Origin of the sequence: Polaribacter huanghezhanensis (genome assembly GCF_030444335.1) — a bacterium.
GTDB lineage: Bacteria > Bacteroidota > Bacteroidia > Flavobacteriales > Flavobacteriaceae > Polaribacter > Polaribacter huanghezhanensis.
The window spans coordinates 1319397-1332063 of record NZ_CP128595.1; the positions used below are offsets into that span (position 1 = coordinate 1319397).

Genomic DNA, 12667 nt, shown 5'->3' on the forward strand with positions numbered 1-12667 from the left:
AAGGCAGCAATTATTCGATTTTAATTCCTTGATTTTTAATTGTTTTTCTAATTTATTTTGAAAAATATTTTTGTATATTTGCAGCCGCTTATTACGAGATAATAAGAATTTTAATAATCAAGGTCGAGAACCTTAAAAAATTAACAATAAATGTCAGTAAAAATTAGATTACAAAGACACGGTAAAAAAGGAAAACCATTTTATTCAATCGTAGCAGCTGATGCTCGTGCAAAAAGAGATGGTAAATTCTTAGAAAAATTAGGAACTTATAACCCTAATGTAAACCCAGCAATTATTGAATTAGATGTTGATGGTGCTGTAAAATGGTTACAAAACGGAGCGCAACCTACAGATACTGCGAGAGCAATTTTATCTTACAAAGGTGTGATGTTAAAAAATCATTTGGCTGGTGGAGTTCGTAAAGGAGCTTTAACTGAAGAGCAAGCAGAAGCAAAATTTACTGCTTGGTTAGAAGAAAAAGCAGGAAGAATTACTGCTAAAAAAGAAGGATTAACAAAAGAGCAAACAGAAGCAAAAGCTGCTGCATTAGCTGCAGAAAAAGCGGTAAACGAAGCTCGTGTAAATGCTGTTAAAGAGGCTGAAGCTGCAATTGTTGCAGAGAAAGAAGCTGCTGAAGCTGCTGAAGCTGCATTAGAAGCAGAAAAAGTTGCTGCAGAAGCTACAACTGAAGAAGTTGTTGAAGAAACTGAAACTGAAACAGAAGAATCTACTGAAGAGAAATCTGCAGAGTAATTCAAAATTTTAGCGAAATGCGTAAAGAAGATTGTTTTTATTTAGGCAAAATCGTTAGAAAACATAGTTTTAAAGGTGAAGTGGTCATCAAGTTAGATACCGACGAACCTGAACTGTACCAAGAAATGGAATCAATTTTTGTCGATTTAGGCAATAATCTGATTCCATTTTTTATTGAAAAAAGTTTACTTCAAAAAGGAAATCAATTGCGTGTTCAGTTCGAAGATATGTACACCGAAGAAGAAGCGGATGGCATTTTAAAAGCAGATGTATATTTACCGTTGGATTTGCTGCCAAAATTATCTGGAGATAAATTTTATTTTCATGAAGTAATTGGCTTTAAAGCTGTTGATGTAAATTACGGATTGGTTGGAACCATTGAAGGAATCAACGATAAAACAGCACAGCCTTTATTTGAAATCAAGAACGGAGATAAAGAAGTTTTTATTCCGATGATTGATGATTTTATCAAAAAAATTGATAGAGAAAATAAAGTAATTGAAGTTGAAACTCCTAAAGGATTGATTGAGCTTTACTTAGAAGATTAATAGATTCTGAAACAAATTCAGAATAAAGAGAGGTGGCCGAGTGGTCGAAGGCGCACGCCTGGAAAGTGTGTATACGGCAACGTATCGAGGGTTCGAATCCCTTCCTCTCTGCAAGAGAGTAAAAAGTTTAAAAGTTCTGCGTTTATTTTCGCGGAATTTTTGTTTTAAAATTAGAGAATATATTGAGGAAACCATTTCAATTTAAGGAATTTGTAATTCATCAGGATAAAACTGCGATGAAAGTTGGAACTGATGCGGTGTTGCTTGGCGCTTGGTGTTCTTTAGAAAAATTTCCAAATACAATTTTAGATATTGGTGCAGGAACTGGAATTATTGCGCTTATGTTAGCACAACGTTCTGATGCATTTACGATTGATGCAATAGAGGTTGATGAAAACGCGTATGAGCAAAGTGTTGAAAATTTTGAATTAAGCGATTGGTCAGATCGGTTGTTTTGTTACCATTCGTCTTTTGAAGAATTTACGCGCGAAATGGAAGATGAAGAAGAAAAATATGATTTGATAATTTCGAATCCGCCATTTTATACCGATGCTTTTGAAACTGAAAATGAAGCGAGAAATAAAGCGCGATTTACATCGTCACTTACTTTTGAAAATTTAATTTTAGGTGTTTCTAAAATCCTTTCTAAAACAGGTGAGTTTTCTGTGATAATTCCGTTTAAAGAAGAAGAAAATTTTATAAAAATTGCACAACAAAACAATTTATTTCCGATTAGAATTTGTCATGTAAAAGGAACAGCGACTTCAGAAATTAAAAGAAGTTTATTGTGCTTTGCTTTTGGTAAAAAAGAAATCCAAGCAGCAGTTTTGGTTATCGAAAAAGAGAGACATCAATACACCGAAGCATATATCAACCTGACCAAAGACTTTTATTTAAAAATGTAAAAAAAATGCGATTTCACAAAATAGTAAAATCGCATTTAGATTCATTTCTTTTTCATTAACCGATTACATTTTCTGGATTGTATCCCAAATAAGGAACCTCTTTTTCTGTAAAAGAAATACCGAAACTTTCTAATTCTTTTAAAATGGGTTCATACACTTCTTTAGAAATTGGTCTTAAAACACCAGGCGTTTTAATTTCTCCGTTTAGTATTTTTAATGCAGCAATTGCAACAGGCAAGCCAACCGTTTTTGCCATTGCAGTGTAGGTTTGGTTTTCTCCAATAGTAACCATGCTACTTTCTATTTGTTGCTTTTTACCATTTAATTCGAAACCGAATTTATGGTGCATAATAATCATGTCTTTATCCTCTTCAGAAAGCGTCCATTTATCCATTAATATTTTCTGTAAAATTTGAGCTGGAGTTGCATTTTTCAATCCAATTATTTTTGTTGGATTAAAAATATCGAGCTCAATTAACTTTTCCCACATTACATCATCTTGATCAATTTTTAAATACGAACGCAATTTTAATTCTACAGAGTCTGTTGGACTATACGCTAAAAACAAATTAACAAAATCACGATAACTCATGTGTTCTGAGTCTTCAATTGTGTAGGTGTCATCGGTCATTCCTAATTGAATAAAGATGTTCCAAGCTCTAGAAAAACCAACTTTCCTGATTGTTCCTCTGTACATTGTAGGAATGTTTTCCAAACCATAAATAGAACGGTATTTTAAAGAATCTCTATTAGCGTATGCTTCAAATTTTCCGCTTCCGTTTATTTGTAAAAACTCAGTTCTTCTAAATAATTTATGATAGGGAATGTATTTGTAAGTTCCTTCTTGAATAAACATTGCTGCGCCTCCTTGTCCAGCAGTTACAACGTTTCTTGGATTCCAAGTAAATTTATAATTCCATAAATTAGTATCGCTTTCAGGGGCAACTAATCCACCAGTAAAAGATTCGAATAATACTATTTTTCCGCCTTTTGCATGAATTTTATCAATAACATGCATGGCACTCATATGATCAATTCCTGGATCTACGCCAATTTCGTTCATAAAAACCAAGCCGTTCTTTTTAACATTAGCATCTAACGCTTTCATTTCATCAGAAATGTAAGAAGCAGTAACCATGTTTTTTTGAAATTGGATACAGTCTTTTGCAACTTCTAAATGAAACCTTGCAGGCAACATCGAAATAACAATATCTGCTTTTTTTATGGCAGTTTCTCTTTGGGTTTTATTAAAAACATTAAGCTGAATTACAGTTAAATTGGGGTGTTTTGGAATTCGTTTATTGATGTCTTCTATAGAAATATCTCCAATAGTAATATGTAAATTTTCTTTAGAAGATGTATCAAGTAAATATTTTATAAGTGAAGAGCTAGATTTGCCAGCTCCAATAATTAAGATGTTTCTCATTTTATTATTTTATAACTAATTTTACAATTGTGAATCGTGTAAATAATGTTTAGCTAAAATACACAATTCAGCGAGAAAAGTTTAAAATAAAACAAAAATCAAAAAAATGAATAAAAATTTAACAATAACATCAGTATTAGGAATCTTAACAATCATTTTAGGAGCTTTTGGAGCGCATGCGCTGTCAAAAACTTTAACAATAGGAGGCCTGAATAGTTTTGAAACTGCGGTTCGCTATCAAATGTATCATGTAATTGTATTGCTATTTGTAAACACGTATCAAGGTTTTACTGCAAAGCAAAAGACCCGTATCAGTTGGTTGTTTTTTCTAGGAATTTTGTTTTTTTCTGGTTCTATTTATGTAATTGAATTAATCGGAGTTTCTGCTAAAAGCATCTGGTTTATTACTCCTTTAGGAGGTTTGTTTTTAATGTTAGGTTGGTCGTTTATGGCATTTAGTTTTGCAAAAAGAAATGAACAATAAATAGTTGATAAAAATTTAAAATGATTAAATCATTGTGAAAATAATCTGTACTTTTGCTCTTTATTATTTAACACAACTAAATAAATAACTTAAAATTTAAACATGGTAAATTTTGATTCAAAATCAATTTCACTAGATAGTTTAGGAATTAAAAATGCAACAACTCATTACAACTTAACTTCTGATGAGTTACATGCAGCAACTATTGAAAAAGAACAAGGAGTTGAAGTTTCTTCTGGAGCTTTAGCTATTAATACAGGAGAATTTACTGGAAGGTCGCCTAAAGACCGTTTTATCGTAAAAGACGATGTGACGAAAGATGAAGTTTGGTGGGGAGATATCAACATCCCTTTTGATGTTGATAAATTTGATAAATTATATGATAGAGTAACAAACTATTTATCTAACAAAGAAATTTTTGTTAGAGATAGTTATGTGTGTGCAGATGAAGATTACAAATTAAATATTCGGGTTGTAAATGAGCATCCTTGGGCGAACTTATTTGCTCACAATATGTTTTTACGTCCAACGGAAGATCAATTAAAAACGTTTTCTCCAGAATGGACTATCATTAATGCGCCAGGTTTTATGGCAGATCCAGAAATTGATGGAACAAGACAACATAATTTTGCAATTCTTAATTTTTCAAAAAAAATAGCTTTAATTGGAGGAACGGGGTATACTGGAGAAATTAAAAAAGGTATTTTTTCTGCATTAAACTTTATTCTTCCAGTATTTAAAAAAACATTGCCTATGCACTGTTCTGCAAATGTTGGTAAAGACGGAGATACAGCAATTTTCTTTGGATTATCTGGGACAGGTAAAACAACCTTGTCAGCAGATCCAGATAGAAGATTAATTGGTGATGATGAGCACGGTTGGACAGTTGACAATACTGTTTTTAATTTTGAAGGTGGTTGTTACGCTAAAGTTATTGATTTGACTGAAGAAAAGGAACCAGACATTTTTCATGCAATTAAAAAGGGAGCTATTTTAGAAAATGTAATTCTAAAAGAAAACGGTGATGTAGATTTTGAAGATACTTCTATTACACAAAATACAAGAGTTAGTTATCCAATTTATCATATAGATAATATACAGCCAGGATCCATTGGTAATAATCCAAAAAACATATTTTTTCTAACAGCTGATGCTTTTGGAGTATTGCCTCCAATCTCAAAACTAACACCAGGTCAAGCAGCGTACCACTTTATTTCAGGTTATACTGCAAAAGTTGCTGGAACAGAAGCAGGAATTGATGAGCCAACTCCAAGTTTTTCTGCTTGTTTTGGAGCACCATTTATGCCATTACATCCAACACGTTATGCAGAAATGTTAAGTACTAAAATGAAAGAAGCCAACGTAAATGTTTGGCTGATTAACACAGGTTGGACAGGTGGTTCTTACGGAACAGGAAGTAGAATGAAATTAAAGTACACCCGTGCAATGATTACGGAAGCTTTGGAAGGAAACTTAGATGCTGTTGAGTTTGTACAGCACCCAATATTTGGATTGTCTATGCCAATACATTGTGATGATGTGCCAAATGAAGTTTTAAATCCAAAAGATACTTGGACAGATAAAGCATCTTATGATAAAAAAGCATTAGAGCTTGCAAATTCATTTAGAAAAAACTTTGCAAAATTTGAAGAATATGCAAATGAAGAAATTATGACTGGTGGACCACTAATGTAAACCAAACTGTAAACTATAAAAAAAGCATCTCAATTGAGGTGCTTTTTTTATGGATTGTTTTTCCTATTTTTATAGAACATCAACTTACTAAAATATATGATAAAAAAGTGGTTTAAAAATATAGGTCCCGGAACTTTAATTGCGGCAGCTTTTATAGGTCCAGGAACAGTGACACTGTGCACAATAGCAGGAGTTAATTTCGGTTTCAATTTGTTGTGGGCCATGGTGCTTTCTATTTTTGCAACTATTGTTTTGCAAGAAATGGCGGCCCGATTAGGAATTATTTCTCAAAAAGGATTATCAGAAGTCATACGAGAAGAAATTAAAATCCCTTTTTTAAAACAATTTATTACGCTATTAATCTTAGCAGCAATTGTAGTTGGAAATGCATCTTACGAAGCAGGAAATATTAGTGGAGGAGTTTTAGGACTAGAAACAGTTTTAGGTAAAATAGAATTTATTATCGGTTCATTTTCTATCAATAGCATGAGTTTACTAGTTGGAGTTATTGCTTTTGTTTTGTTATACATAGGGAATTATAAAATATTAGAAAGGGCGCTAATTACACTTGTTTTAATGATGAGTGTTTCATTTGTTATTACTGCAATTATAACAAAACCCAATCTCTCAGAAATTTTCAAAGGAATTTTTATTCCAAGTTTCCCTGACAATAGTTTATTAACAATAATTGGTTTAATTGGAACAACGGTTGTCCCCTATAATTTGTTTTTACATGCTTCATTAGTTAAAGAAAGGTGGAAGAAAAAAGAAGATATTTCATTTGCTAAAAAGGATACTATTATTTCAATCATTTTAGGAGGATTGGTTTCGATGGCAATTATGGTTTCTGCAGCAGGAATACAAACCAGTACAATTTCAAACGCATCTGATTTAGCAAAAGGACTAGCACCATTGTATGGAGAGTTTTCAAAATACTTTCTTTCAATCGGATTGTTTGCAGCAGGAATAACTTCTGCAATTACTGCTCCATTAGCTGCCGCTTATGTAGCAAAAGGATGTTTAGGATGGAGCGTTGGTTTAAAATCAAGACAGTTTAGAGCCGTTTGGATTATTGTTTTACTACTTGGAATTTTCTTTTCTTCATTAGGGTTAAAACCTATTGAAATTATAAAATTCGCACAGGTTGCAAACGGAATGTTACTGCCAATTATAGCTGGAATTTTATTGTGGATTATGAATAAAAAATCTGTATTAGGGGTTTATGTGAATTCAAAAAGACAAAATGTTTTTGGATTAATTATAGTAGTTGGTACTATTTTTCTTGGTTTAAAAGGAATACTCAAAGTTTTTAATTTACTATAAATGAAGGTAATTGATTTTAATTGCGATGTTGGTGAAGGAGTAGAGAATGAGCATCTTTTAATGTCCTATATTTCGTCGTGTAATATAGCCTGTGGAGGTCATTTTGGGGATGAAAAATCGATTGATGAAACCATTCAATTAGCTATTGAGAATAAAGTTAAGATTGGGGCGCATCCATCATTTCCTGATAAAAAAAATTTTGGAAGAAAAATCATGAATATCTCTGATGAGGATTTGAAAAAAAGTATTGTTTTTCAACTAGATTTATTTCAAAAATGTTTAGAAAAAAAGAATGAGAAACTACATCATATTAAAGCACATGGAGCTTTATATCATTTAATTGCTAAGGATAAAAAAGCGGCAACAGTTTTTGTCAATACTATTAAAAAATATGTAGAGAAAGCTTATTTATATGTTCCATATAATTCAGAAATTGAAAAAGTAGCTATTGAAAATAACATCAACATTAAATACGAAGCTTTTGCTGATCGGAATTATAAGAACGACTTGTCTTTAGTTTCTAGAACAGAATCAAATGCAGTTATTTCTAATCCGACCAAAGTTTATGAACATGTATTAAATATGATTCAGAACGATCGCGTAAAAACAGTTTCAAATTCACTAATAAAAATAAAAGCGGATACTTTTTGTATTCATGGCGATAATCAAAATGCTCTCGAAATTTTGCAAGAAGTAACAGCACTATTAAAAACTCAAAATATACAAATTGCCTAATTTTCAGCTTTCATATAAAATTTTTGGTGAAAAAGCTATTTTAATTGAATGGCCTTCTGAAATTAGTGAAATAATTTTAAAGGATATTTTAAATTTTAAAAGTAATATTGATAAAAAAATAGAGCTAAAAGACTGTATTATTGGTTACAATTCAATATTACTTGTGTATAATTTTGTGCTTCAAAACACCGCAACAAAAATTGAATTTTTAAAGAAATTATATCGGCAAAAATCTATCGCAGAAAAGCAAAAAATAACACATTGGAAAATTCCTGTTTGCTATGATAAACAATTCGGAATTGATTTAGATGAAATTTCAAAAATTATAAAAATAAGTTCAGAAGAAATCATTCAATTACATACCAAAGGAATCTATACGGTTTATTTTATTGGATTTTTACCTGGGTTTTTATATTTGGGTGGATTGGATGATCAAATTGCAATTCCAAGAAAAGCGACACCAAGATTACATGTTCCAAAAGGCGCAGTTGCTATTGGAGGAAATCAAACGGGCGTTTATTCCAATCAAAGTTCTGGCGGTTGGAATATTATTGGAAACTCGCCAGTTTCTTTTTTTGATGTACAAAATCAATATCCCTGTTTTGCGAAAACGGGAGACAAAATTACTTTTGAAAATATTTCATTAGAAGAATATAATCATATCAAAGACAACAATTATCAAATTGAAAAGATACTATGATTACAGTTTTAAATCCAGGAATATATAGTTCTATTCAAGATTTAGGAAGATCGGGTTTTGCACATATTGGCGTTCCTGTTTCTGGAGTTATGGATTCTTATTCTGCTAAAATTGGAAATCAATTATTGCATAATAATATAGAAGAAGCTGTCATCGAAATTACTTTTGGTGGTTGTAAATTCAGGTTTGAAAAAGAGTTGAAGATATGTTTAACTGGTGCAAATTTTAGTCCAAAAATTGATGATAAGGATGCGCAAATGAATACAGTTATAGAAGTCAAAAAAGGTTCAGTTTTGTCTTTCGGTAAAAAAACATTTGGAGTTCGAACCTATTTGAGTGTGCAAGGCGGAATTTCATCAGAAGTTGTTCTTAATAGTAAAAGTTTTTACAAAGGAATTACAGAGGGTTTTGTTCTTAAAAAAGAAGATCAAATAAAAATAAATTCAACGAAGTCAGAAAATAAAAACACGTTATCAAAAATTAAAATTAGCCAACATCATTTTAATACCAATAGCATTAAGTGTTTAAAGGGACCAGAATTTGATTTGCTAACAAATACGCAACAAGAGCAATTAATGGGAACTCAATTTTTAATTTCAAATGATAATAATAGAGTAGGGTATCGATTAGAAGAATTGTTTAAAAACGAATTAAAACCCATTTTAACTTCTGGTGTTTTACCAGGAACTGTGCAATTGACACCATCTGGAAAGTTCATTATTTTAATGCGAGATTGTCAAGTAACAGGTGGTTATCCAAGAGTGTTACAACTTACTGAAGAAGCAATAAATATTTTGGCTCAAAAAAGCACAAAAGATAAAATACAATTTGAATTGAAATAAAAAAAGCATCTCAATTGAGATGCTTTTTTTATGAATTGAATTGAAGAATTAATTATCATGTTTTTCTTCATGAATTTCTTCCTTGATGATTTTTTTCATTTTTGAATGCTCTCCATTCATTTTATGTAATGCATCAATTTGAGCTTTTACTTCAGCTTCAGTTCCTTTAAATTCTTTTTTAGTTTCCACTTTTTTACCATCAACAATTGATGTTGTAGTAACGGTTGCAATAACAATGTTATCTTCACCTTTTTCCATTTCAACCTTTATTTCTTTAGACATGTGCATTTCATGAGCTTCTCCATCTTTATCAATTGAAAAACTAACATTTACATTTTCAGTATTTTTGTCTTCCGAAGTATGACCTCCTAAAATTGGTGCAATTACCAATCCAATTAAACAAGTTAGTTTAATTAAAATATTCATAGATGGTCCAGACGTATCTTTAAAAGGATCACCAACGGTATCTCCAGTTATTGCAGCTTCATGAGCAGCAGAACCTTTGTGAGTCATTTCTCCGTTAATCATTACACCAGCTTCAAAAGATTTTTTTGCATTATCCCAAGCTCCACCTGCATTGTTTTGAAAAATTGCCCAAAGTACACCACTTACAGTAACTCCGGCCATATAACCACCTAACATTTCTGCGATAGCTAAATTATCCATTCCGAAGATCATTGGAACAAAAGCAATAATTAATGGAAATCCGATTGTTAATAAACCTGGTAACATCATTTCTTTTAAAGAAGCTTCAGTAGAAATAGCTACACATTTATCGTATTCTGGTTTTCCAGTTCCTTCCATAATTCCAGGAATATCTCTAAACTGACGTCTAACTTCGTTTACCATTTCCATAGCAGCTTTTCCAACCGCATTCATTGCCAAAGCAGAAAATACTACAGGAACCATTCCACCAACAAATAACATGGCTAAAACAGGTGCTTTAAAGATATTAATTCCGTCTATTCCAGTAAATGTTACATAGGCAGCAAATAAAGCTAATGACGTTAAAGCAGCAGAAGCGATAGCGAAACCTTTTCCGGTTGCAGCAGTTGTGTTACCAACTGAATCTAAAATATCTGTACGCTCTCTAACGATTGGTTCTTGTTCACTCATTTCAGCGATTCCACCAGCGTTATCAGAAATAGGTCCGAAAGCATCAATTGCTAATTGCATAGCAGTTGTTGCCATCATTGCAGAAGCAGCTAAAGCAACTCCGTAAAATCCTGCAAAAGCATACGATGCCCAAATTGCACCAGCAAATAATAAAACTGAAGGGAATGTAGAAATCATTCCGGTAGCTAAACCAGCAATGATATTTGTTCCTGCTCCAGTAGAAGATTGTTGTACAATTTTTAAGATTGGAGGTTTCCCTAATCCTGTGTAATATTCAGTAACAGAAGAAATTGCTCCTCCAACAATTAAACCTATTAGTGTTGCATAAAACACACGCATAGAAGAGATTTCTTGCAAGCCCTCTCCGAAGAAGTTCATGTTCATCGTTTCTGGTAACATCCAAGTTACCAACACAAAACAAGAAACAGCAACTAAAGCAATAGATGTCCAGTTACCAATATTCAACGCACGCATCACTTGTGATTCTTTTGCGTCGTTACTTTTAATTTTTACCATCATTGTACCAATAATAGAAATAATAATTCCTACACCTGCAATTGCCATTGGCAATAAGATTGGTCCAATTCCGCCAAAAGCATCTTGAATATTTCCGCCCATGTCTTTAATTACATAATTTCCTAAAACCATTGCTGCTAAAACAGTTGCAACATACGATCCAAATAAATCTGCTCCCATACCAGCAACATCTCCAACATTGTCTCCAACATTATCTGCAATCGTTGCAGGGTTACGTGGATCATCTTCTGGAATTCCAGCTTCAACTTTACCAACTAAATCAGCACCTACATCGGCAGCTTTTGTATAAATTCCTCCACCAACTCTAGCAAACAATGCAATAGATTCAGCTCCTAAAGAAAACCCAGCTAAGGTTTCTAATACGACTGTCATGCTATCCACAGAAAAAGTTCCATTTGCTCCGCCCATAAAATAGTTATAGAAGATGATAAAAAATCCTGTTAACCCTAAAACCGCTAAACCAGCTACTCCTAATCCCATTACAGTTCCACCTCCAAAAGAGATTTTCAATGCATTTGGTAAACTAGTTCTTGCAGCTTGTGTTGTTCTAACATTTGTTTTGGTTGCTATTTTCATTCCAATATTTCCTGCATAGGCAGAAAAGATTGCTCCAAAAATAAATGCAACTACAATTAGCCAGTGTGTAGTTGGAACTACTAATGATACTATAGTTAATAAGATACTTACAATTACTACAAATATTGCTAATAATCTATATTCAGCATTTAAAAAAGCGAGAGCTCCTTCATAGATGTGGTCAGAAATTTCTTTCATTTTTCCATCACCTGCATCTTGTTTAAGTACCCAAGATTTTTTGATTAACATGTAAATTAATCCTAATGCAGCCAATGCTATTGGCATGTAAATCATCATTGATTCCATATTTTATATTGTTTTTGATTAGTTTTTAACGGGCGTAAAGATAACAAAATCAAATAGAAAGAAAAAGCCTTACAAATAGATTGTAAGGCTTTTTAATATTATGGTAAAAAGGCGTACTTTAAATAGTAAAATTTCCATTTTTTTTATGTTCGCTCTTTTCATATCTGTCGATGCATTTATCAACAATATTATAAGCTTCTGAAGCATCTCCCCAACCGCCGACATCAACTTTTTTCTTTTCTAAATCTTTATAAACTTGAAAAAAATGTGTGATTTCTTTTACTTGATGTGGATTCATGTCAGACAAATCGCTCAATTCATTCCAAATTGGATCAGAAACGGGCACACAAATAATTTTTTCATCCGGTCCTTTTTCATCCGCCATATGAAAAACTCCAATTGGTTTTACTTCCATAACACACATTGGAAACGTTGGTTCTGAGCCTAAAACTAATACATCTAAAGGATCGCCATCTAAAGCAAGAGTCTCAGGAATAAACCCATAATCTGCAGGATACATCATTGAAGAAAACAACATTCTATCAAAACGAATTTTGTGTAATTCAAAATCGTATTCGTATTTGTTTCTACTTCCTTTAGGTATTTCTATTAATACATCAAATGTTTTTCTTTCTTTTGCGCTCATGTCTAGGTATTTCTATGTTTTTTTCGGACGACAAAAGTAGTGATATTTTAAGGGTTTTTAACTATAAAATAATGC

At 32.2% G+C, this 12667-nt stretch carries 12 protein-coding genes and 1 tRNA gene; 10 read left to right on the forward strand and 3 right to left on the reverse strand.

Annotation, left to right across the window (positions count from 1 at the left end):
• The first annotated feature begins 150 nt into the window (after nt 1–150).
• The 4 genes from KCTC32516_RS06255 (at nt 151) to KCTC32516_RS06270 (ending at nt 2206) form a co-directional block, all read left to right on the forward strand.
• Nucleotides 151–753 (forward strand): 30S ribosomal protein S16, encoded by a 603-nt coding sequence (locus KCTC32516_RS06255; RefSeq protein WP_301399531.1) that lies wholly within the window; start codon nt 151–153, stop codon nt 751–753.
• Nucleotides 754–770: 17 nt separating this feature from the next.
• Nucleotides 771–1301 carry a ribosome maturation factor RimM gene (gene rimM / locus KCTC32516_RS06260; RefSeq protein WP_301399533.1) on the forward strand — a complete coding sequence of 177 codons (531 nt, stop codon included), beginning with the start codon at nt 771–773 and terminating at the stop codon, nt 1299–1301.
• 26 nt (nt 1302–1327) lie between these two features.
• Nucleotides 1328–1412: transfer RNA gene (locus KCTC32516_RS06265), tRNA-Ser, on the forward strand.
• A gap of 71 nt (nt 1413–1483) precedes the next feature.
• The gene (locus tag KCTC32516_RS06270; protein WP_301399534.1) at nt 1484–2206 is read left to right on the forward strand and encodes a tRNA1(Val) (adenine(37)-N6)-methyltransferase; all 723 of its coding nucleotides are present in this window, start codon (nt 1484–1486) and stop codon (nt 2204–2206) included.
• A gap of 55 nt (nt 2207–2261) precedes the next feature.
• Here the strand turns inward: KCTC32516_RS06270 and KCTC32516_RS06275 are convergent, their stop codons facing one another.
• Nucleotides 2262–3632 (reverse strand): saccharopine dehydrogenase family protein, encoded by a 1371-nt coding sequence (locus tag KCTC32516_RS06275; protein ID WP_301399535.1) that lies wholly within the window; start codon nt 3630–3632, stop codon nt 2262–2264.
• Nucleotides 3633–3738: 106 nt separating this feature from the next.
• Between KCTC32516_RS06275 and KCTC32516_RS06280 the strand changes: the two genes are divergently transcribed.
• From KCTC32516_RS06280 to KCTC32516_RS06305, 6 genes are all read left to right on the forward strand, one after another.
• A complete protein-coding gene (locus KCTC32516_RS06280; RefSeq protein ID WP_301399536.1) occupies nt 3739–4116 on the forward strand; it encodes a DUF423 domain-containing protein in 378 nt (125 codons plus the stop codon).
• Nucleotides 4117–4218: 102 nt separating this feature from the next.
• Complete coding sequence (pckA, locus tag KCTC32516_RS06285; protein WP_301399537.1) at nt 4219–5811, forward strand: phosphoenolpyruvate carboxykinase (ATP); 1593 nt, start codon at nt 4219–4221, stop codon at nt 5809–5811.
• A gap of 96 nt (nt 5812–5907) precedes the next feature.
• The gene (locus KCTC32516_RS06290; RefSeq protein ID WP_301399538.1) at nt 5908–7134 is read left to right on the forward strand and encodes an Nramp family divalent metal transporter; all 1227 of its coding nucleotides are present in this window, start codon (nt 5908–5910) and stop codon (nt 7132–7134) included.
• On the forward strand, nt 7135–7869 hold the full coding sequence (gene pxpA / locus KCTC32516_RS06295; protein WP_301399539.1) for a 5-oxoprolinase subunit PxpA: 735 nt from the start codon (nt 7135–7137) through the stop codon (nt 7867–7869).
• Entirely contained in the window at nt 7862–8569 is a 708-nt protein-coding gene (gene pxpB, locus KCTC32516_RS06300; protein ID WP_301399540.1) for a 5-oxoprolinase subunit PxpB, read from the forward strand. The genes pxpA and pxpB overlap by 8 nt, the downstream gene beginning before the upstream one ends.
• Nucleotides 8566–9411, forward strand: coding sequence for a 5-oxoprolinase subunit C family protein (locus tag KCTC32516_RS06305; protein WP_301399541.1), 846 nt, complete (start codon nt 8566–8568; stop codon nt 9409–9411). Before pxpB ends, KCTC32516_RS06305 begins: the two co-directional genes overlap by 4 nt.
• A gap of 48 nt (nt 9412–9459) precedes the next feature.
• On the opposite strand, the gene KCTC32516_RS06310 is transcribed toward KCTC32516_RS06305, so the two are convergent.
• Nucleotides 9460–11946, reverse strand: a complete 2487-nt coding sequence (locus KCTC32516_RS06310) for a sodium-translocating pyrophosphatase (RefSeq protein WP_301399542.1) — start codon at nt 11944–11946, stop codon at nt 9460–9462.
• A 118-nt stretch (nt 11947–12064) separates the two neighbouring features.
• On the reverse strand, nt 12065–12592 hold the full coding sequence (locus KCTC32516_RS06315; protein WP_301399543.1) for an inorganic diphosphatase: 528 nt from the start codon (nt 12590–12592) through the stop codon (nt 12065–12067).
• Nucleotides 12593–12667: the final 75 nt, after the last annotated feature.

What these genes read in the sequence shown, in the direction of transcription:
- KCTC32516_RS06255 (WP_301399531.1), top strand. Translation starts at nt 151, where the DNA reads ATGTCAGTAAAAATTAGATTACAAAGACACGGTAAAAAAGGAAAACCA.
- rimM (WP_301399533.1), top strand. Translation starts at nt 771, where the DNA reads ATGCGTAAAGAAGATTGTTTTTATTTAGGCAAAATCGTTAGAAAACAT.
- KCTC32516_RS06275 (WP_301399535.1), bottom strand. Translation starts at nt 3,632, where the DNA reads ATGAGAAACATCTTAATTATTGGAGCTGGCAAATCTAGCTCTTCACTT.
- KCTC32516_RS06280 (WP_301399536.1), top strand. Translation starts at nt 3,739, where the DNA reads ATGAATAAAAATTTAACAATAACATCAGTATTAGGAATCTTAACAATC.
- pckA (WP_301399537.1), top strand. Translation starts at nt 4,219, where the DNA reads ATGGTAAATTTTGATTCAAAATCAATTTCACTAGATAGTTTAGGAATT.
- KCTC32516_RS06290 (WP_301399538.1), top strand. Translation starts at nt 5,908, where the DNA reads ATGATAAAAAAGTGGTTTAAAAATATAGGTCCCGGAACTTTAATTGCG.
- pxpA (WP_301399539.1), top strand. Translation starts at nt 7,135, where the DNA reads ATGAAGGTAATTGATTTTAATTGCGATGTTGGTGAAGGAGTAGAGAAT.
- KCTC32516_RS06305 (WP_301399541.1), top strand. Translation starts at nt 8,566, where the DNA reads ATGATTACAGTTTTAAATCCAGGAATATATAGTTCTATTCAAGATTTA.
- KCTC32516_RS06310 (WP_301399542.1), bottom strand. Translation starts at nt 11,946, where the DNA reads ATGGAATCAATGATGATTTACATGCCAATAGCATTGGCTGCATTAGGA.
- KCTC32516_RS06315 (WP_301399543.1), bottom strand. Translation starts at nt 12,592, where the DNA reads ATGAGCGCAAAAGAAAGAAAAACATTTGATGTATTAATAGAAATACCT.